This window comes from Kiloniella sp. (assembly GCF_048259265.1).
Classification (GTDB): domain Bacteria; phylum Pseudomonadota; class Alphaproteobacteria; order Kiloniellales; family Kiloniellaceae; genus Kiloniella.
Genome location: NZ_JBLXHT010000010.1, coordinates 47,044 through 68,833 on the forward strand (window position 1 = coordinate 47,044; position 21,790 = coordinate 68,833).

The window sequence follows — 21,790 nt, forward strand, 5'->3', positions numbered from 1 at the left end:
CTTATTTACGGCCTCCGGAAAGTGCTGTTTCTAGCTGATCTGGTAAGGCGTGGGCCCAGGCGGAAATAGATCCGGCCCCAAGGCAAACCACAACGTCACCTGTGTTTGCCGTTTTTGCGATTAATTCAGCTAGGTTTTCAGGCCCTGATAGAGCAACGGCATTTCTGTGCCCACGGGTGATAAGACCCTTTACGAGGCTATCACGGTCTGCGCCTTCTATCGGTTCTTCCCCAGCGGTGTAAACGTCGGAAACGATAACCTGATCCGCATCGTTAAAGCAGGAACAGAAGCCTTCGAAGTGATCTGAAAGGCGGGAGTAGCGATGGGGTTGTACGACGGCTATCACTTTGGAATTTTCGTCGATGGCCTGTCTGGCTGCTTGTAAAACGGCAGCAATTTCGACTGGATGGTGACCGTAATCATCGATAATGGTGATGCCGTTGACTTCACCTGTTTTGGTGAAACGACGTTTTACGCCCTTGAAATCTAAAAGTGATGCCCGGATTTCGTCGTCATTCATGCCCAATTCACTGGCGACAGAAATCGCCGCAAGTGCGTTGAGGATATTGTGGTTCCCCAGCATTGGCAAACGGCAGTCAGTAATCGTTCTGCTGTCCGCTTCGTTTCTTTTGGAAATAACCACATCAAAAACATTACCCGTTATTTCAGTGCGAACATTAACGGCACGGAATTTTGCCTGTGGACTAAAGCCATATGTGACAATTCTGCGGTCTTCTATGCGCCCAATCAGTGATTGAACGACGGGGTGATCAATACAGAGAACGGAAAACCCATAGAAGGGAATGTTTTTAACAAAAGTGGCAAAGGCATCATGGAGTGCTTCGATTGAGCCGTAAAATTCCATGTGTTCTGGGTCAATATTTGTAATGACCGAGATCGTGGCGGGTAGCTTGATAAAGGTGCCATCACTTTCATCGGCTTCAACAACCATCCAGTCACCATCGCCCAAGCGTGCGTTGGTGCCATAGGCATTGATAATGCCGCCATTGATAACCGTCGGATCAAAACGTCCGCCATCAAGCAAGGCAGCAATCATAGATGTCGTTGTTGTTTTGCCATGCGTCCCGCCCACGGCAACGCAGGATTTGAAACGCATCAGCTCAGCAAGCATTTCTGCACGTCGAACAATCGGGGTTAGATTATTGCGTGCTTCTTCTATCTCTGGGTTATCAAGTTTGATCGCAGATGATACCACAACAACACGGGCGTCTTTCACATTCTCGGCCTTATGGCCGATCATAACTTTGATACCCATGTCACGCAGACGGAGAACGTTGGCTGATTCAGCGATATCGCTGCCTTGAATTTGATACCCAAGATTGTGGAGGATTTCGGCAATGCCACTCATCCCGATACCGCCAATGCCGACAAAATGCAGAGGACCTATGTCTAGTGGCATGCCTTTCATGCGACCGCCCCCGTTGAAACGTTCTCGCTTGTTAATTTTTCGTCTCCGTTACTTTCTTTTATGCCGCACACAACATCTGCGAGATTACTCGCGGCGCCAGTAATGGCGCTGTTGCGGGCACAAGATGCTGATCTTTCCAGCAGTTGTGTGTGTGAAAAAAGTGAAATTAATCTATCAGCCAAATTTTGCGGCTCTAAGCAGCCTTGCGCCATAAGCCATCCAGCCCCTGCATCGGTAAAATCACGGGCATTTTCAGTCTGATGATCGTCCGTCGCATGGGGGTAGGGAACAAGAATGGCCGGGCGCCCGGCTGCGGTCAGTTCTGTTACCGTTGAAGCACCCGAGCGACAAATAGCAATATGTGCGGCTGCAAGCCTTGCGGGCATGTCATCAAAAAAGGCTTTGAGATCTGCTTTGATGCTGCTTTTTTTATAAAGGGCTTCGATTGCCTCAGCCCCTTCGCCACGTACCTGTTGTGAAATATGAAGGCGTGTTCTTATTTCTTCGGGTAATAGAACAAGGGCTTCAGGAACGACTGTATTAAATACAGTTGCGCCTTGGCTGCCACCCGTGACAAGGATGTTTAGCACGGACTGATCAGTTGGTGCCTGATAATCCACTTCTCGTAGGGCTAAAATTTCAGGACGAACCGGATTTCCCGTCAGGGTGACTTTTTCCTCTAACCCTTGTGGAATATGGCTAACGCTTTTGAACGAGGTACAAATGCCCAGAGCTTTACCAGCCATTAATCGATTGGCACGACCAAGCACTGCGTTTTGTTCGTGCAGGTAAAGAGGAATACCGAATTGTCCCGCGGCTAAGCCTGCAGGCACAGAGGCATAGCCGCCAAAAGCTACGACAACATCGGCTTTGATGGATTTTAGAAGTTTTCGGGCTTTCAGGGTGCCGATGAAAATTTTACCCAAACTCAGAATTTTACGCACAATGCCGCCACCAGCAACACCACCAGCAGACACGCGATAGACTGTTACGTCTTTCAGGTCTTCGCCAAATCCGGCACCCCTAAGATCTGTCACAAGGCTGACTTTGTTGCCACGTGCGAGTAATTCTTCGGCAAGGGCGCGTGCCGGGAACATATGTCCACCAGTTCCACCGGCAGTAAGTACAATATGCATTGGGCTCTTTGTCATTATATACCCCCGTCATAATCGCCATGGGGGCGACGTCTGGTGAAGGCCAATACCATTCCCATACCGACAGCCAGTGCGAGTAGCGATGATCCGCCATAACTGATGAAGGGGAGTGTCATTCCTTTTGTTGGGATCAGGTGAATTGCGGATGCCATGTTGATAATCGCCTGCAGGCCAAATTGGACGAGTAAGCCAGTGCAAGCGAGCAGCACAAAAAGATTGTTTTCTTGTAATAATCTGCTGAAGCCACGCAAAACAACAAAAGCAAATAGGCTGACAATAATCAGGCAGGCAATCAAACCGAGCTCTTCGCCAGCAACAGAAAAGATAAAATCAGAATGTGCATCTGGTAGCTGTGATTTCACCGTACCTTCGCCGGGACCCTGCCCAAGTAGGCCACCATTTTTGAACGCTTCCATAGAACGGTTGACTTGATAACGACTTCCGGCAGCTGGATCGAGAAAACCGTCAATACGAGCGGTAACATGAGGCAAAGTGAAATAGGCGGTAATTAAGCCTAGAGCCGCAAAAAGAATAAGACCGCCGACCAAAATCATCGGAAGTCCTGCTAAAAATAACTGAACACCACCGATGGCAGTTACAACAACGGTTTGCCCCAAGTCTGGCTGCATAAGCAAAAGGCTGATGACAACGAGCCAGATACCAATCGCTATCCATGTGCCGGGAATGCCTTCGTCACTTTTTGCACTGGCAAGCATCCAGGCGATAGTGACGGCAAAAAAAGGTTTTACAAATTCAGACGGTTGTAGAGAGAAGCCTAGGATGTTGATCCAGCGTGTCGCACCTTTAATTTCAACCCCTAATAGGAGTGTTGCTAATAATGCAAGAACTGTCAGTCCCATGCCGATAACGGCAAAACGGCGCACTTTTTTTACTGGCATCAGGGAGATGCCGATCATGAAAGCAGCAGCAGCCGGGAGCAACAGGAAATGACGTTTCGCGAGCTGGAATGTACCAACACCACTGATTCGATCCGCCGCGGCGGGAGAGGCGGCGAGAACTAAAAGCGCACCAAATCCCATAAGAGCCAATAATGCGGCGAGATTCCAACGATCTACCGTCCACCACCAACGACCTAGAACAGATGTGTCTGTACGAGAAAATGTGCTCATGAGGCAATTTCCTTTACAGGCTGGCGTTTAATCTTGTTCACACACTCTTTGAAGTGGTCGCCCCTTAGCTCAAAGCTGCGGTATTGGTCCCAAGAAGCGCAAGCGGGGGAGAGGAGCACGACAGGATCTTTTTGGGGAGATTGTGTAGCATCATTTGCTGCTTTTGTGACGGCGACATCCAATGTTCCGCACATTTCATAGGGTAGAGAATTACCAATTTGTTTTGCAAAGGCATCTGCACTTTCGCCAATCAGATAAGCTTTGCGAATACGAGGATAATAAGAAGACAAACTTTCTATGCCACCTTCTTTTGCCCGGCCACCTGCGATCCAGTAAATGTTGTCATAACTGCCGAGTGCGCGTGCCGCTGCATCTGCGTTTGTCGCCTTTGAATCATTGATATAACGAATATGGTTGTCTGTCGTTACAAGCTCTTGGCGGTGTGCCAAGCCAGGAAATGATTTCATCCCGACGATAATTTCTCTATCCGTCAGTCCGATAGATCGGCAGGCAGTAAAGGCGGCTGCAGCATTTTGATGATTATGGTTGCCCGGTAAACATTCGATAGCGTTTAAATCTGCAATCTCGTTTTCGGCGGCAAAGGCATCGTCAATCAATTGGCCTGCAACGACAAAAACACCTTCAGCCAGTCGGGTAGATCCTGAAATCGGTATTGTTTTAACTGTTCCGGTTTGGTTTATCTTGTCAAACACCTCGCGAGAATAGTCATCATCCATGCCAATGATGGCTGTATCGTTTTTTGTCTGGCGCTCAAAAATATGTTTTTTTGCTTTGATATAGCCATCTATATCGCCATGGCGATCCAAATGGTCGGGGCTTATGTTCATGAAAAGCGCAATATTAAAAGCGAGCTGGGATAACAGATCAAGCTGATAGGACGACATTTCCAGAACGTAAACACCCGTAGCGTCAAGTTGTGGTAATTCTAGCGCCGGGGTGCCAAGATTTCCCCCGACGGCCACATTACGTCCGGCGGATGTCAAAATGTGTGCGATAAGGCTTGTTGTTGTTGATTTCCCGTTGGTGCCAGTAATACCAATGAAAATCGCTTCAGGTGCTGCTCGGTAAAGAAGCTCGACTTCGCAGATGATTTCAATGCCATTCTTTTTTGCGTCTGTAGCAACAGGGTGCGGTGTTGGGTGTGTCAGGGGAATGCCTGGTGACATCACCAAGGTTTGCACAGCTTCCCAATCACAGTTATTTAGATCGACAAGCTTTAGGCCTGCTTCTTCAGCTTTTTCTCGACCCGCGGGGTTATCATCCCATGCCCAGACTTTTGCGCCTGATTGCGCAAGAGCACATGCGGCAGTCAACCCGGAACGCCCCAGACCTAAAATGGCAAAGGCTTTCCCATTGGTTGAACTGATATATGTGCTTAGGTCGATCATCTTTTCTTATCTAAGTTTCAATGTGGCTAGGCCGATGAGGGCAAGGATCATGGAGATAATCCAGAAACGGATAACCACAGTTGGTTCCGCCCAGCCCTTCTTTTCAAAGTGATGGTGCAGGGGCGCCATTCGGAAAACACGTTTACCCGTCGTTTTGTACGAAGCGACTTGGACAATCACTGAAATGGTTTCCAAGACAAAAAGGCCGCCGATAATTGAGAGAACGATTTCGTGTTTGGTGATAACAGCAATGGTTCCCAATGCGCCGCCCATACTTAGAGAGCCAGTATCGCCCATAAAGACCATAGCGGGCGGTGCATTAAACCAGAGGAAACCAAGGCATGCGCCAACTAGCGCACCGCAGAATACCGTCAACTCGCCTGTGCCGGGCACATAGGAAATCTGTAGGTATTCTGCAAAAATGGTATTGCCGACAAGGTAAGATATCAGGCCAAAACAGGCGCCTGCGATCATCACTGGCACAGTTGCCAGGCCATCAAGGCCATCGGTGAGGTTCACTGCATTCGACGCGCCGACCATGACAAAAACAGCAAAAGGAACATAGAAAAGGCCAAGGTTTACCATCAGTTCTTTGAAAAATGGGATCGCAAGATGGGTTCCCATTTCCGGCGGACTGACAGCCATGGTACCTGTTGCTGCAAGAACAGAGATCAGGACTTGTGCCAGTAATTTGGCTTTACCGGGAAGTCCCTTTGTATTGCGTTGTGTCAACTTGAGATAGTCATCACCAAAACCAATCAGCCCAAAGCCAATGGTTACAAGAAGAATAATCCAGATAAAAGGGTTGCTTAGGTTTGCCCAAAGCAGCGTGGAAACAGAAAGGGCAAGCAGTATGAGTGCGCCCCCCATTGTCGGGGTTCCCTTTTTGGTCAACAGGTGGCTTTCAGGCCCATCATCCCTGATAGGTTGGCCTTCACCTTGTTTGACTTTAAGCCAGCGAATGATTTTGGGACCAAAGATAAAAGAAATAAGAAGGGCAGTCAGAACAGCCCCGCCACTTCTGAAGGTAATGTAACGAAAAACATTAAATAATGAATAGTCGTCAGCCAACGGCAGGAATATTTCATATAACATTACTCTTCTCCTCCATTGCTTTGTGCAGATAGAGATTTCAGAGCTTCTATAATCACGGACATCTTACTTCCCAATGATCCTTTGACTGATACAACGTCATCGGCCTGAAGTTCCGTGGCCAGAACGACGGCTAATTCCTGTGAATTTTCTGTGTGAGCACCGCGTAATTCCGAGGGCAGGGCCTCGTGTAAGGCTTTCATGTACTGTCCGCAAGTAAATACGAGGTCGATACCTGAATCATTAATGGGCCCAGTCAGATCGGCGTGTATTTTCTTTGCATTTTTACCAAGTTCCAGCATATCGCCGAGAACAGCGACTCTCCGCCCTGTGTTATCAGGAGCGGCATTTGCTAGAACATTTAAGCTGGCTCTTACTGATGCTGGGTTGGCATTGTAGCTGTCGTCGATAAGTTCGAAGTGTTTCCCATTGGCGAGTTTCTGGACAGATTTTTCTCCTCGCCCAGGGAGGCCGTGGACCGTACTTAAATCTGTCGCAGCTTTTTCAACATCAGCGCCAACGGCATCAACAGCTGCCAAGGCCGCCAAACTGTTTAATATCCAGTGAAAACCGGGGTTGGAAATTGTATAGTCTATAATCTTTCCACAGATATCAGCTTGGACCCGACTGTATTCAGCAAACAGCTCGTACCCGATCAACCTTGCCTGCGCTTTGGGGTGTTCTCCGAAACTGATAATCTTTGTGATGCCGTTTGCCTGTGCTCGTTCGGCCATTAGGTCAAAAAGCGCATGGTCACGGTTTAGTATTGCAACACCATCAGAAGTCATTGCTTCGAATATTTCGCACTTTGCTTCAGCAATTTCTTCGAGAGATTTAAAGAACTCAAAGTGTGCAGCTTCGATTGTACTGATAATTGCAACATCGGGACGAACCAATTTGGTTAGCTCCCGAATTTCACCGGTGCTGTTCATCCCCATTTCGTTGACGGCGTAAACAGCATTTCGTTGCATCCTCGCCAAACTGAGCGGCACACCCCAATGATTGTTGAAGCTTGCGGCGCTGGCAGCGGTTTCTGCTTGCTGGCTTAGGCAGTGTCGTAGAATTTCTTTGATAGTTGTTTTACCTACCGATCCTGTGACACCAATGAATTTAGCAGTGCTGTTTGCCCGAGCCGCAGCCCCAAATCTATTGAGGGCGCCAAGCGTATCATCAACAATTAAAAGAGGTGCGTCGTCGGATAGGCGTTCTGGTCGACGTTGCACAACCGCGGCAGAGGCACCTTCTTCAAAAGCCTTGGCGACATAATCATGTCCGTCAAAGTTAGGGCCTTGCAGGGCAAAAAACAGGTCTCCTTTATCCAGACTTCTGGTGTTTAGGGATAAACCTGTTGCCTGCCAGTCATGTGTATTTTCTCCACCCGTTGCACTTGCTGCATCTGCGGCTGTCCACAATACTTCACGCATGATCAGGACCTCCTGAATTCCGGGTTTCTAACGTATGATTTATTGCTTCTTGGGCAACAATGCGATCATCAAAGGGAAGAACTTTATCGCCGATAATTTGGCCGCTTTCATGACCCTTTCCGGCAATAATAAGGAGATCGCCGTTATTAAGAGCTGAAACAGCCTTGAAAATGGCTTTTCTGCGATCATCTACTTCAATGGCATTTGGGGCCGCAGCCATTGCTTGTGCACGAATGGTTGCGGGATCTTCTGTTCTAGGGTTGTCGTCTGTAATGTAAGCTTGATCAGCTAGCTTATCTGCAATCCCGCCCATCAGGGGACGTTTTCCGGGATCGCGATCACCACCACAGCCAACAATAATGGAAAGCTTGCCTGTTGTGTGTGGGCGCAGCGCTTGAATGATGGTTTCGACAGCATCCGGGGTATGGGCAAAATCTACGTAAACCGTTCCGCCCTTGGCCGTTTTTCCAATTTTCTCGGCGCGTCCGGGAACACCCTTTAGATTTGGTAAGATTTTCAGTACCTGTTGCAGGTCCGCGCCACAGGCAAGGGTTAGGCCAACCGCGGCCATGATGTTAGCTGCCTGAAAGCTACCCGTTAAAGGCAAGGTGATCTGGTAAATTTCACCAAAAAGAGACAGGGTTAAATCCTGACCGTCTGTTGTAGGGCTTTGTTTTACGACTTGCAGGTCACTAGGTTTATGTCCATAGCTGATAATCGTATGATTTCTGTCGGCACAAACTTTTGCAATGCGCTCGTATTCCGGCATGTCTTTGTTGAGAACAGCAGTTGCCCCGTTCGGCAATAGGTCGCTGAACAACCTTAGTTTGGCATCCAGATAGCTGGCCATATCCGGATGATAATCCAGATGATCCTGTGAGAGATTACTAAAAGCTGCTGCTTTCAAGCGCAGGCCATCAAGACGGTATTGGTCCAAGCCGTGGCTGGATGCTTCCAAAGCCAGATGGTTGTAGCCAAGATCACCAAGATCTTTGAGGCTATTGAAAAGACCAATAGAGTCAGGTGTTGTTAAGGCTGCTGGCGCGTTTGGAATAGGGGGGTAAATACCAAGGGTGCCAAGGCTGGCTGCCTTTTTGTCAAGTGCTTCCCAAATCTGGCGGGTAAAAGTGGCAATGGATGTCTTGCCATTGGTGCCGGTAATTGCAACCTGGGTTTCAGGCTGTTTTTCACTAAATGCAGCGGCCAACAATGAAATTGCTTGTCGTGGATTTTTGCTTTTCAGTACGGCTATTTTTGTTTCATAAGCAGCAGTATCTTTTTCAACAGAAACAAGAATTGCTGTTGCCCCAGACGCTATAGCCTGAGGGATGAAATCAAAACCGTCGGGGCCGTTCTCTACAGAAGAAGGAAGAGCCGCAAAAAGAGAACTCTCTTTTATTTTTCTACTATCAAGACAAAGTCCTGTTATTTCCCTGTTGTCATCACTGCATGAGGGACGAAATTCTTCCGGTATTTTCGACAACAGTTCATCTAGCCGCAATCTTACGTCCTTCCATGCGGGCCTTGGCCTTTTTCAAAATTGTATTACCTACGTTATCTGCGTCTTCAATATACGCTGGCTCTATACCCATAAGGGGAGCCATTCTTTCAATAACGCGTTTAACAACAGGCGCTGCGACCCAGCCACCCGTTGCAAATCCATATGTTTTTTTTGTGCCTTTGGGCTCATCGACCATGACATAAACAACATAGCGGGGATTGTTCATCGGAAATGCTGCAACAAAAGAGGACACGCGTGAATTTTTCACATAACGTCCACCTCTTAATTTGTCTGCGGTACCGGTCTTTCCACCGACAAGGTATCCCTTGGCGTTGGCGTTTTTACCTGAACCATGCAAAACAACAAGGCGCATTAAATCCCGCATATAATCAGACGTTTTTTCACTCAGGATACGACGCCCGAGGGGGGCATCATCCTTGGCGCGCTTGATGAAGGTTGCAGGTTTTAATGTTCCACCATTGACCAGACTGGAAATTGCCGAGCTTAGCTGTAGGGGGCTTACCGCAATACCATGCCCATAAGAGATGGTCATGGTGTTGATTTCACGCCAAGGTGACGGAACCAATGGTGTACCAACTTCGCTGATTTCGACGGATGCTGGACGCAAAAGGCCAAAGTTCGACAGATATTTACGTTGTCCCTCTGTTCCAACTTCCATCGCCATTTGGACTGTGCCGATGTTACTGGAATAGATAAGAATTTCGGGTACAGACAACCAACGCTTCAAGGGCTTGTAATCGTTAATGGTAAAACGAGATACGCGGATGGGTTTGCTGACATCATAGCCGTCATAGACAGAGGCAACACCTTCATCCAGAGCCATTGCAGAGGTCAGTAATTTAAACGTTGACCCCATTTCATAGATACCCAAAGTGGCGCGGTTAAAACGTGCGTCATCCGACGCCGTTCCCGGATTACTAGGGTCAAAGCTGGGGAGTGATACAGAAGAGACTATTTCGCCAGTGTTTGCATCCATGACGATACCTGCGGCACCAATGGCACTGAACTCTTTCATAGAGCGGGCCATTTCTTCGCGCAGTATATGTTGAACGCGTAGATCTAGGCTCAATTGAATTGGCTCTGGGTGTTCGCGTAACACCCGGTCAAATGAGCGTTCAATGCCGGCGAGGCCTTTGTTGTCGACGTTTGTAAAGCCAATAACATGAGCGCCAAGGCTGCCATGGGGATAAAAACGGCGCTGTTCCTGTTCGAACTCTAGTCCGGGAATGCCAAGGTTGTTAATGGCATATTGTTGGCGTGGCGTGAGATTTCGTTTGATCCAGATAAAGCCACGATTTGATGATAGCTTTTTTAGCAGTTTGTCTTGGGAAAGTTCTGGGAGTATATCTGCTAGAACTCTTGTTGCGGCTTCTGGGTTTGGAATTTTTCTTGGCTCAGCATACAGTGATGCCGTTGGAAGCGTTGTTGCCAAAACAATGCCGTTACGATCGACAATATCTGCACGGGTCGTTTGAACAGGGGGGGCTTCGTCAATTTCCTGTGCTGTTTTAGTGTTCGTTTTTGTGCCTTGTAAAAGGGTCAAATCCACCAATCGGATAGAGATGACCATAAAGGCCATCGCCATCAAGGCGCCAGCAACAATCAATCTTGTTCGCCCGGTTTCGAGGGCCTGACGTAAACGACCATCCAGCGTAATCACTGCCTTGGGCGTTTTGGGATTGTTCAGGTTGGTCAGGCGACCTTGTTTGTTATCTTCTCGCCAATCGCTCATTCTGTCACCTCTGCACTGGCGGGGGTTGCTGAGCTTGGTAATTTGATGCTGGTACCGGGTGTCTCTTCTTGATCTTTATAAGGAATATCGGACAATGTAACGATCTGCGCCGGATCAAGCGGTTTGAGTTCTAGATATTGAGAAGACAGGCGGGCCAATCGCTCTGGGCGGTTCAAATAACTCCACTCTGCCTGCAGAATACGAATGGCTTCTTTATCTCTTTCGATCTGGGATTCTACCTGTGCCAATTGTCCTTCAAGGGCATTTACTTCCTCTTTGATTTGAAAAAGCACGATTGCACAGGCTGTGCCAACGACAATCCAGATAGTGAGACCGAGATTTTTCATGCGGCTTCTCCTTGTGTGCAAGGGGCATCCGTACGAATTGCTACGCGGAGTTTGGCTGAACGAGAACGAGGATTTTCGTTACATTCTTTATCGCTGGGTGCGATGGCTTTTTTTGTCGGCAGGGAGAAAGGGGCCTTACACAGAGCCGCGGGCTCAACCGTCGGAGAATGACGGGAGCCCTGCGGCGTCCCCCCACTGCGTTCGCGTAAGAAGTTTTTAACAATACGATCTTCGAGAGAATGAAAAGATACGATTGCCAATCGGCCGCCGGGATTTAGAAGCTGTTCTGCTGCTTCTAGCCCACGTTCCAGTTCACCCAATTCGTCATTAACGAAAATGCGCAAGGCCTGAAAAGAACGAGTTGCGGGATGGATGTTTTTGCCATCTTTTCTGGGTTTTTGCCTGATGATGCGACGAATGAGGTCTGCGAGCTGCAGTGTCGTTTCAAAAGGTTTCTCAACTCGATCGGTCACAATCGCACGTGCAATCAGACGAGATTTTTTTTCTTCGCCGTATTTATACAGAATATCCGCGATCTCTTTTTCGTCGTATGTGTTGACAATATGAGACGCTGGTGGCCGTTGATCAGAATTAGGGCCGTCCATGCGCATATCAAGCGGACCGTCTTCCTGAAAAGAAAAGCCGCGCTCTGCTTGATCCAGCTGCATGGAAGAAACACCAAGATCCAATGTTATGCCATCAACCTTGTTGATACCTGCTTGTTTTAATAACGATTGCATGTCGCCAAAACAGCCAGCAAGAGTTGATATTTGGCCAGTGATCACTTCGGGAAGATTTTTCGCATTCGCGTGTGCCGTAGGGTCCCGATCTATGCCGAAGACTTTACAATCGGCCTGTTGGGCAATTGCGCGACTATATCCGCCAGCACCAAAGGTGCCATCCACAAACACTTCGTTGTCCTGTGGGGTCAGGGCAGCGATGATTTCCGGCAACATGACAGAGTAATGTCCGTCTTGCTGGGCATTTAGGTCTGGGGCGGGTGAGGACGGGCCTTCGGAACCGAAAACAGGGTTTTTCATGGAGAGAGGGGAAAAAAGAGGAGTCATCCGTTTTCTCCTTCTCTATCAAGTGTAATCGTCAGTTTCTGGGCTTTTGCGCGATCGCGGGCTTCCTGTTTTTTCTGTTCCAGCGTGTCTGGGTTCCAGACTTGGAAAAGGTCACCTTTGCCGACAAAGGCGGCACGATCGCTGATTTGGGCATGGGCGATCAGTGCAGGCGGCAAAAGAATACGTCCATCACCATCAAATGAAAGTTGGTGAGAGTCCGCAAGAATTGCTGTGGCAAGGTCATCGTGCTCATCAGAGAACAGGTCTAGGTTGGAGCTCATGCTTTTATGGAGGCGACGCATGAAATCCATACCAGCTGCTTCTAGGGCATCAGCACGATAGGAACGGAAAATAACAATTCCTTGAAAGGGTTGGTCGGCGAGCATTTGGCGAAAGGTAGCGGGAACCGACACGCGGCCCTTTTTATCTACCTTGTTTTCAAATGTACCTATAAAAAAGGTCACTGATTCCGCCCCAAAATGAATTGACCAATATTGGTCTGTCTAGGAACGCACCCCTGCGTTCTTGACTTGCCCTGTTCCCGATTTGGTCTGAAATGGGTCGTTTCTAATCACAAATGGGATATTCTGGGATATCATGGGATAAGATGGGTGTCAATGGTTCTCCGGTATGTCAAGGTATAGTTAAAACATAGTTAATTACTTATTTTTTATAGCTAAATTTTGAAATATTTTTTATAAAAATTGAAATAATTTTTATAAAAAATAGTGTTTTGGATTGATTTTGTTAATAAATTTTTTTTCAAAAATGAGGTGAAGTATTATTCAGTGAATAGAGACTTGCTCGGGATCTTATCGTGAAGATCTGGCTGAAGAGAATATTCTGAGTTATTTATATAAAACTGGATCTGATTGTTTGTGCTTTTGTCGCTATCTGGGGCGATTCACTTGTTTTCTTTTGCTATTCTCGGATCGGTTCTTCTGATTAAATAAGTTTTTGAAAAAAACTTTTTATCTGAAATTGACGCCGCAATATTCTTAAACACTGGTATTAGCCTTATAGTACCAGCATTGGGTGAAAATAGATGAGTAAGATTGTTCTGGATGCCGCTGATATTCGTATTCTTGTGGCTGTACAACAAAATGGGCAGCTTAGTAAATCCAGACTTGCTGAAATTGTGAATCTCTCCCCAACGCCTTGCTGGATACGTTTGGCAAAGCTTAAAAAAGCTGGATTGATCAAAGGCTATTCCGCTGAGATTGCACTCGACAGTATTGTGAATCTGTCCAGGGTTATTGTGTCACTTTCATTAACAAGCCACCGCAAGCAAGATTTTGAACGCTTTGAAGCCTATATACGCGGTGAGGATTCTGTTGTGGAATGTATAGCAACGGGCGGCGGTACGGACTATGTGATGAAGGTGTTTTCCCAGGATCTCTCTTCTTTTCAAGCAATCATGGATGCAATGCTTTCTGCAGAGTTAGGTATTGATCGTTACATGACTTATATTGTTACGAGAGAGGTGAAATCTGTTTCACCAAACCTTAATCTGTTGCTTCCAGCTCAGAAATGCTGACATGACGATAAGCCGTAAAGAAGCCTGATATAATCCGATAAAAACTATAAGAGACCAAACGGTTTATATGGCCGGATAATAATGGTCTGTTTGGTCTTTTGTGCAGGAAAACTTAGCCCGTATTTTTCTGTAGTCGCTGCTAATGTCTGATAAATTCATTCAAGACGTGGCAGCCGTCAAAAGCTGCCCAAATAGAGGCAAGTAGCATGACGAACACAGATGATTTTGGTTTTGGTACACAAATTCGTAAATCCCCTTATTTTGACGCAACTGTTCGCTGGGGAGCGAAAGCATTTTCAGTATACAATCATATGTATATTCCCCGCGATTTTGGTGATCCGGAACAAAATTTTTGGAATCTGGTGAATGATGCGATCCTTTGTGATGTCGCAGTTGAACGACAGGTTGAAATCACAGGCCCCGATGCCGGGAAATTTGTCCAGCTGCTAACTCCCCGAAATTTATCAAATCTTGCGGTTGGGCAATGTAAGTATATTTTGATCACAAATGCTGATGGTGGGGTGCTGAATGATCCTATTTTGTTACGTTTGGGTGAAAATCGTTATTGGATATCTTTGGCCGATAGCGATATTTTACTTTGGGCGCAAGGCGTCGCAATTTATTCCGGCCTTAATGTCAAAATTGGTGAGCCTGATGTTTCTCCTTTGCAGTTGCAAGGGCCTAAATCTGGCGAAGTGATGAAGGCACTGTTTGGTGAAAGTATCATGGATCTTCGTTACTATTGGTTGCGCGAAATCAATCTTGATGGAATCCCGTTGATCGTTTCGCGCACTGGTTGGTCAAGCGAACTTGGGTATGAGCTTTATCTCTGCGATAGTGCGCAAGGTGATGCGTTGTGGGAAAAAATTATGGAGGTGGGCACACCTTTGGGGTTAAAGCCCGGTCATACCTCATCAATCCGACGGATAGAGGGTGGGATGCTATCTTATCACGCTGATATGGATATTATGACCAATCCTTACGAATTGGGGATGGATCGTTTGGTTGATCTGGAAATGGAGGCTGACTTTATTGGCAAGGATGCTTTGCAAGTGATTCATCAAAACGGAGTCTCTCGCAAACAGGTTGGACTTGTTATCGATGGTCAGAATTTTAAGGGTCCAAATACGACCTTTTGGAAGGTGAAGAAAGACAATAATATTGTCGGAAAAGTGACCTCTGCTGTTTATTCCCCGCGTCTTAATCAAAATATTGCTTTAGCGATGGTTTCGGTTGATGTGAGTGAGGTTGGCACTATTTTTGACATTGAAATTCAGTCAGAGATCTTACAGGCTAGAGTCGTTGAAAAGCCGTTTTTTGATCCACGGAAAAGGATCACTGTCGCTGCCTAACTACTTGATTTCCGAATTAAATATTCCGTGCCACAAATAATGGTTTTAAAATTATGTCTGAACTTTCTATCGAGCTAACTTGGCAACGTTCTGAATCTGAATTGCGTCCGGGTAAATATTCCAACGCTCACACTGTCCGTTATAATGACGATTATAAAGTACAGGTCGATGCTGCACCTGATTGGGGTGGAGATGGAGGAAATACGAACCCTGAACAGGCGTTAGGGGCAGCTTTATCAAGTTGCCATATGATGACATTTCTTGCTTTGGCGGCCAAAGCAGGGTGGCCTGTCGTTGGTTTTAAAGATCGTGCTGTTGCTTTTTTGGGTAAAAATTCTAATGGGAAAATGTCTGTTGTAAAAATTGATTTGCATCCAGTTGTTGAGTTTGATGCTAATTTTACGATTACAGCAGAAGAGCTGGATAAAATGCAACATCGTGCGCATCGTTATTGTTTTATTGCGAATACATTAGCTGATAGCGTTGAAATCAATATTTGCGCAACTTAGGGAGTAGGGACTGTGCCAGAGACTGGACTTGATCAGGGTATTTTGCTCAGTGAGAAAAATGCAGCGGGAATATTGAGGCTTACCTTGAACGATGACAAGCGACGTAATGCCCTGTCAGAAGAAATGTTGCGCAAGTTAAAAGATGTATTTTCTTCGGCTGCTGTTGACGCATCTGTGCGTGTCGTCGTTCTTGCTGCGAAAGGGCCTGTATTCAGCTCTGGACACAACCTCAAAGAAATGACGGCGGCGCGAGAGTATGATGATCGTGGTCGTGCTTACTTTGCAAAAATACTGGCGTTATGTTCCGAAGTAATGCAGAGAATGGTGGATTGCCCGAAACCGATTATTGCAGAAGTTTCAGGAATTGCTACAGCGGCAGGGTGTCAGTTGGTGGCAAGCTGTGATCTGGCCGTTGTGTCGGATACGGCACAATTCAGTACGCCGGGTGTTCATATAGGGCTTTTTTGCTCTACACCCATGGTTGCCTTGTCTCGTAATGTATCAAATAAGCATGCTATGGAAATGCTTTTGACCGGGGATATGATTTCTGCGGCACGGGCTGCTGAAATTGGCTTGGTTAATCGGGTTACTTCTGAAACAGAATTGGGCGATACTGTATTTGAGTTGGCACAGAAGATTGCATCAAAATCCAGTCTGACGCTCGCGACAGGGAAGCGTGCTTTTTATGAACAGCGTGAAATGAACTTGTCGAAAGCTTATGAATACGCATCGAATGTGATGGTTGAAAACATGCTGGCGTTTGATGCCGAAGAAGGCATTGGTGCTTTTGTTGAAAAGCGTGAGCCACAATGGCGAGATAAATAGGTCCGAAATGAGTAAGTTGGAGATGAGTAACCCTTATAACACTGGTCTTGATCGTAATCAGGCCAATTATCAGTCTTTAACGCCTTTGACTTTTCTCGAGCGTGCCGCGAGTGTTTTTCCGAATCACATTGCGATTATTCACGGAAAATTACGTCGTAATTATGCGGATTTTTACGAGCGTTCTCTGCGGTTGGCTTCTGCCTTGTCAACGCAGATTGTTGGGCAGAGCATTGGACGTGGTGATACTGTTTCAGCTCTTCTGGCCAATACGCCTGCAATGCTGGAATGTCATTATGGTGTACCTATGTGTGGGGCTGTTCTGCATTCAATAAATACAAGGCTAGATGCCGCTGTCATCGCATTTCAGCTAGATCATGCTGGTACTAAAGTGCTTATTGTTGACCGTGAGTTTATGCCATTGGCGCAACAAGCTTTGACCTTGGCAAAAGTTACTCCGACGCTTATTCAGTATGATGATCCTGAATATACAGGGCCAATAACCATAGTTGATGCGCTGGATTACGAAGAGGTCCTTTCGCAAGGAGATCCAGCGTTTAGCTGGATGATGCCCGAAGATGAGTGGGATGCGATTTCTATAAACTATACGTCGGGTACAACGGGTGACCCCAAAGGTGTTGTGTCTCATCATCGGGGGGCCTATCTCTTGGCGCAGGGAAATGCGTTGACGACCTCGATGGCGAAGCATTCTGTGTATCTTTGGACGTTACCAATGTTTCACTGTAATGGCTGGTGTTTTCCTTGGACCCTTTCGGCTGTCATCGGAACACATGTTTGTCTTAGGCAGGTGCGCGAGGATCAGATCTGGAATTCATTAGCTGATCATGGTGTGACGCATCTGTGTGGCGCCCCTATTGTCATGTCTTTGATGATTTCTGCGCCTGAGACGATAAAGCGTAATCTAAACCATACCGTACAGTTTTTAACTGCTGCGTCGCCTCCGCCCCAAAAATTGTTGGCGGATATGAAGTCTGCTGGATTCGATGTAACACATCTATATGGTCTTACGGAAACCTATGGGCCTGCTGTGGTGAATGATTGGCATCAAGAATGGTCAGATCTTCCGTCTGGGGAACAGGCCTGTCTCAAAGCCCGCCAAGGTGTGCGTTACTTACCTTTGGAGGGGTTGGATGTTATTGACCCGGAAACGATGATCCCAGTGCCTCGTGACGGGGAAACATTAGGAGAGGTTATGTTCCGGGGTAATGTTGTTATGAAGGGCTATTTTCGCAATCATAAAGCAACAAAAGAGGTCTTTGAGGGGGGCTGGTTTCACTCTGGTGATCTCGGGGTGATGCACCCAGATGGATATATAGAGCTCAAGGACAGATCAAAGGATATTATTATCTCCGGGGGAGAAAATATTTCGTCCATTGATATTGAGGAAATTCTTTATCGACATCCCGCAGTTGCTGTCGTCGCCGTCGTCGCTATGCCGCATGAAAAATGGGGAGAGACACCCTGTGCCTTTGTCGAATTGGCGTCTGATCAAGATGCTTGTTCTGAGGAGCTAAATGATTGGTGTCGAGAGCATCTGGCTTCTTACAAGGTTCCCAAAAAGTTTGTTTTCGCATCCATTCCCAGAACATCTACGGGCAAAATACAAAAGTTCTTCTTAAGAGAGCAAGCTGCTAAATTCGTTGATAAGTAGTAAGGTTGAAGTGAAAAGTGTCAGACGGTCATAAGCCGGGTTTTGTCGCTTGCCACAAAGCCGAAGCCCGTGACAACGGAAGGCTATTCATCTGGGATGCTCATCGCTGAGCACCTCTCGCAACTGACCCGGTCGACGGTGCGGAAAAACACCTGATTCCTCAAAACAAAGTTTTGTGAACCTGCCGACCCTATTTAGTTTTGCTCCCGGTGGGGTTTACCATGCCGCTTCCATTTCTGGCCGCGCGGTGTGCTCTTACCACACCCTTTCACCCTTACCTGCTTGTCACAATCCATAAAGGACTGCGCCCTACAGGTGGTTTGCTTTCTGTGGCACTTTCCCTAGGGTCGCCCCCGCCGGGCGTTACCCGGCACCGTATTCCCGTGGAGCCCGGACTTTCCTCCCTTTCCGGTTCAGGCAAAGCCTGCCAGAAAGAGCAGCCTGTCGGACCGTCTGACGCGCTACAGTTAGGCGGCTTCTCAGCTGTCGTCAAGTTGTGAATAAAGGTCTGCAAGAATTTGACAGCATTCCGGGTCAATTTCCCCGTTTAATTTACTTGGCCGAAAGTGTCTTTGGAAAGCGATAATGGCAGCTTTTGTGACTGATCCAGTTGGATTTTTCATATCCACTTGATAGCCATACTCGCTGAGTTTTAAAAGAAAATCATCTCCTGCAATGGGGGTGTTTTGTACTGTTTCATCAGGATAAGCGCCAATGCCTTGTTTTGTGAGGTATTTCCAATCAAACAATTCGCCGGGGTCTTCTTTGCGTTCAGGGGCGACGTCTGAGTGCGCCAATACTCTGTGTGAAGGAATAGAATGGCGCTCTATAATTTCCTTACTGAGGGCGGCAACAGCTTTCATTTGAGCCGTGGGAAAAGGTCTGTACCCCCATTCATGTCCGGGATTAACGATTTCTATGCCAATCGAGCAGCTATTGATGTCTGTCTCGTCATGCCAGTAGGCAAGTCCAGCGTGCCAGGCGCGATGTTCTTCTGGAACAAGCTGAAAGATCTTTCCATCTTCCTCTATTAAATAGTGGGCGCTGACCTGTGCTGCGCTATTACACAGACGCTCAAGGGCCTCCTTCCCAGTTTGCATGCCAGTATAGTGTAACAGGAGCATATTTATATCAGCAGTTTTCGGACGAGGACCGAAGTTAGGAGAGCGATAGGTATGATTAATTTTCATAGCGCACTTTCCGGTTCTGGCGTGTGCAGCCTGTTCGGGTGTGATTCCAGCTCTTTCAGGATTGGGTTGTTAGCAACGATATTTTCGGTGACAGAGAGCAGCCATTGCCTGAATTTTCTCAAGGCTGGTTTGTTGGCTTTATTATTGGGGCTGGCAATATAATAACGGCCAATAAGGGAAACGAGATCTGGAAACGGCATGACCAGTCGCCCAGAAGCCAAGTCATCCTCTATCATCATTAAATCACCTAACGCAACGCCGTATCCCATTGCTGCTGCTTGTAGGGCGCTGTCTGTGGTGTCAAAAGCCTCTCCGCTATTTGTGTTAAGTAATTTTGCTTGTGCTTCTTGCCCCCATTGAGCCCATTCCCGATATTCATTTTCAGAGGTTCCTTTTGCTTCACTTTTGGCGGTACTGCTACAGTGCAACAGCATGACTTCGTTAAGTGAATTCGGGTCTTTGGGATTAGAGAGCTTGTCTAGCAATAAAGGGGAACACACAGGTGTCATCCATTCGTTGGTAATTGCTGTCGTGTGAACGTCCGTTGGCATGCAGTGACTATGGACAATGCCTGCGTCAAAGGTTTCCCGATCAAAGTCTACGGCATGCCAGGCGGTGGTCAGGCGGATATTGATATCGGGTTCCTGTGTCTGAAATTGTGATAGTCGTGGGATAAGCCACCTTACTGCAAATGAAGGGAATACTTTGATGGTTAACTCTTCGGATGTGCCGGTAAGATCTTCGGATATTGCGTGAACGCGATCAAACACATCGCTTAAAACGGGAAGAAGTTTTTTACCGCTATCGGTTAAGGTTAACCCCCGATGTTGGCGTTCAAAAAGTTGGATTTGATAGTAATCTTCCAGTGTTTTTATTTGGCGGCTTATGGCGCCTTGCGTAACGTTCAACTCATCAGCGGCATCGGTAAAGCTCAGTCGTCGAGCTGCGGCTTCGAAAGCTTTGAGGGCATTAAGAGGGGGAAGTTGTCGTCGCATTAGTCTTCCTATGAGAAAATCTCATTCAAGTATGACAAATTCCAGTTTGAAAAACAATGCCTAGTAACCTTAACTGTTGAGAGAAATTAGGAAATTAGATTTTTGTCAGTCACGGAATTTTGTTACTATGAGAAAAAATCGACTGCTGTCTCCGTTTTTGCAATACGTCTCTATGGAAAAGAGTGACAGTAAACCCTATGATTTGGGCGGATTTCATTTCGATTTTGAAGCGGGCGGAAGAGATATCCTTGCAAAGCCTGTGCTGCCGGACACCAAAATCGATGCTTCTTTCTTAGGTGTTCAGTGTCAAAACCTTCTCGGCGATCGCCATAGAGGCGGTCAATCCCGGAGATTCAATTCCAAAAAGGTTTGTTAGGCCGAGAATACCATGCGTTTTTTTATCCTGAATGACAAAGTCAACGGCAGGATCACCCGGTGCCTGAAGCTTGGGCCGGATGCCAGAATAGTCTGGTGTTAAGGTTCCGTCTTTTAGGTCAGGCCAGTACCGCCGGATTGCCTCGTAAAAGGGTTTGGACCTGTCGGGTGATACTTCGTAGTCAAGGGTTTCAACCCATTCTACATCAGGGCCAAATCTGATTTGACCCTCCATGTCCAGGGTGACGTGAACGCCCAAACCAGCAGCTTCGGGAACAGGATATATCAGATTTGAAAAGGGTGCTTTGCCGCTAAGGCTGAAGTAGTTGCCTTTTGCATAAAAAAGAGCGGGAACACAGTCTTTTGGAAAATGGGTAAGGCTTCCAGCCAGTGCCGGGGCATGAAGCCCCGCAGCATTTATAACTGTTTTTGCCTGAAGCGTCATAGGGCTTTCGCCGCCTGTATGGAGGATAATCCCCTGATCATTGACCTCGCCACCAGTTACAGGTGTGTTAAAAGCAATCATGCCCCCGTGATTTTCCAGATCGCCTTGAAAAGCCAGAATAAGGTTATGAACGTCAATAATACCTGTCGAGGGGGAATAGAGAGCTTTGGTCGCATGAAGCTCGGGCTCTCGATCTTTTATTTCTGAAGCTGATAGATAGCATAAATCATCAACCCCGTTTCTGATCGCCCGTTGTTTGATGTCTTCCAGTGTTTTTTCTTCAGCAGCTGTCGTCGCAACAATCAGTTTGCCACAGTTGTTGTACGGTACGGCGTGGCCTTGACAATATTGATAGAGAAGTTCTTTGCCTTTGACACAGAGTTCAGCTTTTAAGCTGTTATGGGGGTAGTAAATACCAGCATGAATGACACCGCTGTTTCGGGCTGAAATCTCGGACCCGGGCATGGACTCTTTTTCGATGACGATAACTTCGCGTCCGGATAGTGCCAACGCACGTGCACAGGCCATGCCGACAACACCAGCGCCAATAACTACACAATCAACCTGTTCCATGACAGCTTTTTTAT

19 protein-coding genes and 1 other RNA gene are annotated in these 21,790 nt (G+C 47.1%); 5 read left to right on the plus strand and 15 right to left on the minus strand.

The features are described from left to right. Window position 1: 1 nt before the first annotated feature. Genes murC through ACN0QW_RS15410 form a run of 11 tightly spaced genes read right to left on the minus strand, consistent with a single transcriptional unit; the run spans window position 2 to window position 12,770 of the window. On the minus strand, window positions 2-1,429 hold the full coding sequence (gene murC, locus ACN0QW_RS15360) for a UDP-N-acetylmuramate--L-alanine ligase (protein ID WP_299381498.1): 1,428 nt from the start codon (window positions 1,427-1,429) through the stop codon (window positions 2-4). Continuing rightward, on the minus strand, window positions 1,426-2,580 hold the full coding sequence (gene murG / locus ACN0QW_RS15365; protein ID WP_417432543.1) for an undecaprenyldiphospho-muramoylpentapeptide beta-N-acetylglucosaminyltransferase: 1,155 nt from the start codon (window positions 2,578-2,580) through the stop codon (window positions 1,426-1,428). The genes murC and murG overlap by 4 nt, the downstream gene beginning before the upstream one ends. Continuing rightward, window positions 2,580-3,713 carry an FtsW/RodA/SpoVE family cell cycle protein gene (locus ACN0QW_RS15370; protein ID WP_417432545.1) on the minus strand — a complete coding sequence of 378 codons (1,134 nt, stop codon included), beginning with the start codon at window positions 3,711-3,713 and terminating at the stop codon, window positions 2,580-2,582. Before ACN0QW_RS15370 ends, murG begins: the two co-directional genes overlap by 1 nt. Further along, window positions 3,710-5,122 carry a UDP-N-acetylmuramoyl-L-alanine--D-glutamate ligase gene (murD, locus tag ACN0QW_RS15375; RefSeq protein ID WP_417432547.1) on the minus strand — a complete coding sequence of 471 codons (1,413 nt, stop codon included), beginning with the start codon at window positions 5,120-5,122 and terminating at the stop codon, window positions 3,710-3,712. The genes ACN0QW_RS15370 and murD overlap by 4 nt, the downstream gene beginning before the upstream one ends. A gap of 6 nt (window positions 5,123-5,128) precedes the next feature. Then, window positions 5,129-6,217, minus strand: a complete 1,089-nt coding sequence (gene mraY, locus ACN0QW_RS15380) for a phospho-N-acetylmuramoyl-pentapeptide-transferase (RefSeq protein ID WP_299381508.1) — start codon at window positions 6,215-6,217, stop codon at window positions 5,129-5,131. Beyond that, on the minus strand, window positions 6,217-7,638 hold the full coding sequence (locus ACN0QW_RS15385; RefSeq protein WP_417432549.1) for a UDP-N-acetylmuramoyl-tripeptide--D-alanyl-D-alanine ligase: 1,422 nt from the start codon (window positions 7,636-7,638) through the stop codon (window positions 6,217-6,219). Before ACN0QW_RS15385 ends, mraY begins: the two co-directional genes overlap by 1 nt. Beyond that, window positions 7,631-9,139: a UDP-N-acetylmuramoyl-L-alanyl-D-glutamate--2,6-diaminopimelate ligase gene (locus ACN0QW_RS15390; protein WP_417432551.1), complete on the minus strand. Its 1,509-nt coding sequence runs from the start codon at window positions 9,137-9,139 to the stop codon at window positions 7,631-7,633. Before ACN0QW_RS15390 ends, ACN0QW_RS15385 begins: the two co-directional genes overlap by 8 nt. Beyond that, on the minus strand, window positions 9,126-10,892 hold the full coding sequence (locus ACN0QW_RS15395) for a peptidoglycan D,D-transpeptidase FtsI family protein (protein ID WP_299376686.1): 1,767 nt from the start codon (window positions 10,890-10,892) through the stop codon (window positions 9,126-9,128). Before ACN0QW_RS15395 ends, ACN0QW_RS15390 begins: the two co-directional genes overlap by 14 nt. Further along, entirely contained in the window at window positions 10,889-11,239 is a 351-nt protein-coding gene (gene ftsL / locus ACN0QW_RS15400) for a cell division protein FtsL (RefSeq protein ID WP_299376683.1), read from the minus strand. The genes ACN0QW_RS15395 and ftsL overlap by 4 nt, the downstream gene beginning before the upstream one ends. Further along, window positions 11,236-12,306: a 16S rRNA (cytosine(1402)-N(4))-methyltransferase RsmH gene (gene rsmH / locus ACN0QW_RS15405; protein ID WP_417432554.1), complete on the minus strand. Its 1,071-nt coding sequence runs from the start codon at window positions 12,304-12,306 to the stop codon at window positions 11,236-11,238. The genes ftsL and rsmH overlap by 4 nt, the downstream gene beginning before the upstream one ends. Next, window positions 12,303-12,770 carry a division/cell wall cluster transcriptional repressor MraZ gene (locus tag ACN0QW_RS15410; RefSeq protein ID WP_299376676.1) on the minus strand — a complete coding sequence of 156 codons (468 nt, stop codon included), beginning with the start codon at window positions 12,768-12,770 and terminating at the stop codon, window positions 12,303-12,305. Before ACN0QW_RS15410 ends, rsmH begins: the two co-directional genes overlap by 4 nt. 581 nt (window positions 12,771-13,351) lie before the next feature. Between ACN0QW_RS15410 and ACN0QW_RS15415 the strand changes: the two genes are divergently transcribed. The 5 genes from ACN0QW_RS15415 (at window position 13,352) to ACN0QW_RS15435 (ending at window position 18,198) form a co-directional block, all read left to right on the plus strand. Further along, complete coding sequence (locus ACN0QW_RS15415) at window positions 13,352-13,843, plus strand: Lrp/AsnC family transcriptional regulator (RefSeq protein ID WP_299381102.1); 492 nt, start codon at window positions 13,352-13,354, stop codon at window positions 13,841-13,843. A 206-nt stretch (window positions 13,844-14,049) separates the two neighbouring features. Continuing rightward, a complete protein-coding gene (locus ACN0QW_RS15420; protein ID WP_299381104.1) occupies window positions 14,050-15,195 on the plus strand; it encodes a glycine cleavage T C-terminal barrel domain-containing protein in 1,146 nt (381 codons plus the stop codon). 53 nt (window positions 15,196-15,248) lie between these two features. Continuing rightward, on the plus strand, window positions 15,249-15,704 hold the full coding sequence (locus tag ACN0QW_RS15425; protein ID WP_299381106.1) for an OsmC family protein: 456 nt from the start codon (window positions 15,249-15,251) through the stop codon (window positions 15,702-15,704). Window positions 15,705-15,716: 12 nt separating this feature from the next. Then, window positions 15,717-16,529 (plus strand): enoyl-CoA hydratase, encoded by an 813-nt coding sequence (locus ACN0QW_RS15430; RefSeq protein ID WP_417432558.1) that lies wholly within the window; start codon window positions 15,717-15,719, stop codon window positions 16,527-16,529. A 22-nt stretch (window positions 16,530-16,551) separates the two neighbouring features. Further along, on the plus strand, window positions 16,552-18,198 hold the full coding sequence (locus ACN0QW_RS15435; RefSeq protein WP_417432560.1) for an acyl-CoA synthetase: 1,647 nt from the start codon (window positions 16,552-16,554) through the stop codon (window positions 18,196-18,198). Window positions 18,199-18,214: 16 nt separating this feature from the next. Here ACN0QW_RS15435 and rnpB read toward each other — a convergent pair. From rnpB to ACN0QW_RS15455, 4 genes are all read right to left on the minus strand, one after another. Then, window positions 18,215-18,655, minus strand: an RNA gene (rnpB, locus tag ACN0QW_RS15440) — RNase P RNA component class A. A 22-nt stretch (window positions 18,656-18,677) separates the two neighbouring features. Then, window positions 18,678-19,388 carry an N-acetylmuramoyl-L-alanine amidase gene (locus tag ACN0QW_RS15445; protein WP_417432562.1) on the minus strand — a complete coding sequence of 237 codons (711 nt, stop codon included), beginning with the start codon at window positions 19,386-19,388 and terminating at the stop codon, window positions 18,678-18,680. After that, the gene (gcvA, locus tag ACN0QW_RS15450; RefSeq protein ID WP_417432564.1) at window positions 19,385-20,383 is read right to left on the minus strand and encodes a transcriptional regulator GcvA; all 999 of its coding nucleotides are present in this window, start codon (window positions 20,381-20,383) and stop codon (window positions 19,385-19,387) included. Before gcvA ends, ACN0QW_RS15445 begins: the two co-directional genes overlap by 4 nt. Window positions 20,384-20,675: 292 nt before the next feature. Beyond that, window positions 20,676-21,776, minus strand: coding sequence for an NAD(P)/FAD-dependent oxidoreductase (locus ACN0QW_RS15455; RefSeq protein ID WP_417432566.1), 1,101 nt, complete (start codon window positions 21,774-21,776; stop codon window positions 20,676-20,678). Window positions 21,777-21,790: the final 14 nt, after the last annotated feature.

Excerpts from the sequence above, each read along its gene's own strand:
- murC (WP_299381498.1), bottom strand. The coding sequence starts at position 1,429 with ATGAAAGGCATGCCACTAGACATAGGTCCTCTGCATTTTGTCGGCATT.
- murG (WP_417432543.1), bottom strand. The coding sequence starts at position 2,580 with ATGACAAAGAGCCCAATGCATATTGTACTTACTGCCGGTGGAACTGGT.
- ACN0QW_RS15370 (WP_417432545.1), bottom strand. The coding sequence starts at position 3,713 with ATGAGCACATTTTCTCGTACAGACACATCTGTTCTAGGTCGTTGGTGG.
- murD (WP_417432547.1), bottom strand. The coding sequence starts at position 5,122 with ATGATCGACCTAAGCACATATATCAGTTCAACCAATGGGAAAGCCTTT.
- mraY (WP_299381508.1), bottom strand. The coding sequence starts at position 6,217 with ATGTTATATGAAATATTCCTGCCGTTGGCTGACGACTATTCATTATTT.
- ACN0QW_RS15385 (WP_417432549.1), bottom strand. The coding sequence starts at position 7,638 with ATGCGTGAAGTATTGTGGACAGCCGCAGATGCAGCAAGTGCAACGGGT.
- ACN0QW_RS15395 (WP_299376686.1), bottom strand. The coding sequence starts at position 10,892 with ATGAGCGATTGGCGAGAAGATAACAAACAAGGTCGCCTGACCAACCTG.
- ftsL (WP_299376683.1), bottom strand. The coding sequence starts at position 11,239 with ATGAAAAATCTCGGTCTCACTATCTGGATTGTCGTTGGCACAGCCTGT.
- rsmH (WP_417432554.1), bottom strand. The coding sequence starts at position 12,306 with ATGACTCCTCTTTTTTCCCCTCTCTCCATGAAAAACCCTGTTTTCGGT.
- ACN0QW_RS15415 (WP_299381102.1), top strand. The coding sequence starts at position 13,352 with ATGAGTAAGATTGTTCTGGATGCCGCTGATATTCGTATTCTTGTGGCT.
- ACN0QW_RS15420 (WP_299381104.1), top strand. The coding sequence starts at position 14,050 with ATGACGAACACAGATGATTTTGGTTTTGGTACACAAATTCGTAAATCC.
- ACN0QW_RS15425 (WP_299381106.1), top strand. The coding sequence starts at position 15,249 with ATGTCTGAACTTTCTATCGAGCTAACTTGGCAACGTTCTGAATCTGAA.
- ACN0QW_RS15435 (WP_417432560.1), top strand. The coding sequence starts at position 16,552 with ATGAGTAACCCTTATAACACTGGTCTTGATCGTAATCAGGCCAATTAT.
- ACN0QW_RS15445 (WP_417432562.1), bottom strand. The coding sequence starts at position 19,388 with ATGAAAATTAATCATACCTATCGCTCTCCTAACTTCGGTCCTCGTCCG.
- gcvA (WP_417432564.1), bottom strand. The coding sequence starts at position 20,383 with ATGCGACGACAACTTCCCCCTCTTAATGCCCTCAAAGCTTTCGAAGCC.
- ACN0QW_RS15455 (WP_417432566.1), bottom strand. The coding sequence starts at position 21,776 with ATGGAACAGGTTGATTGTGTAGTTATTGGCGCTGGTGTTGTCGGCATG.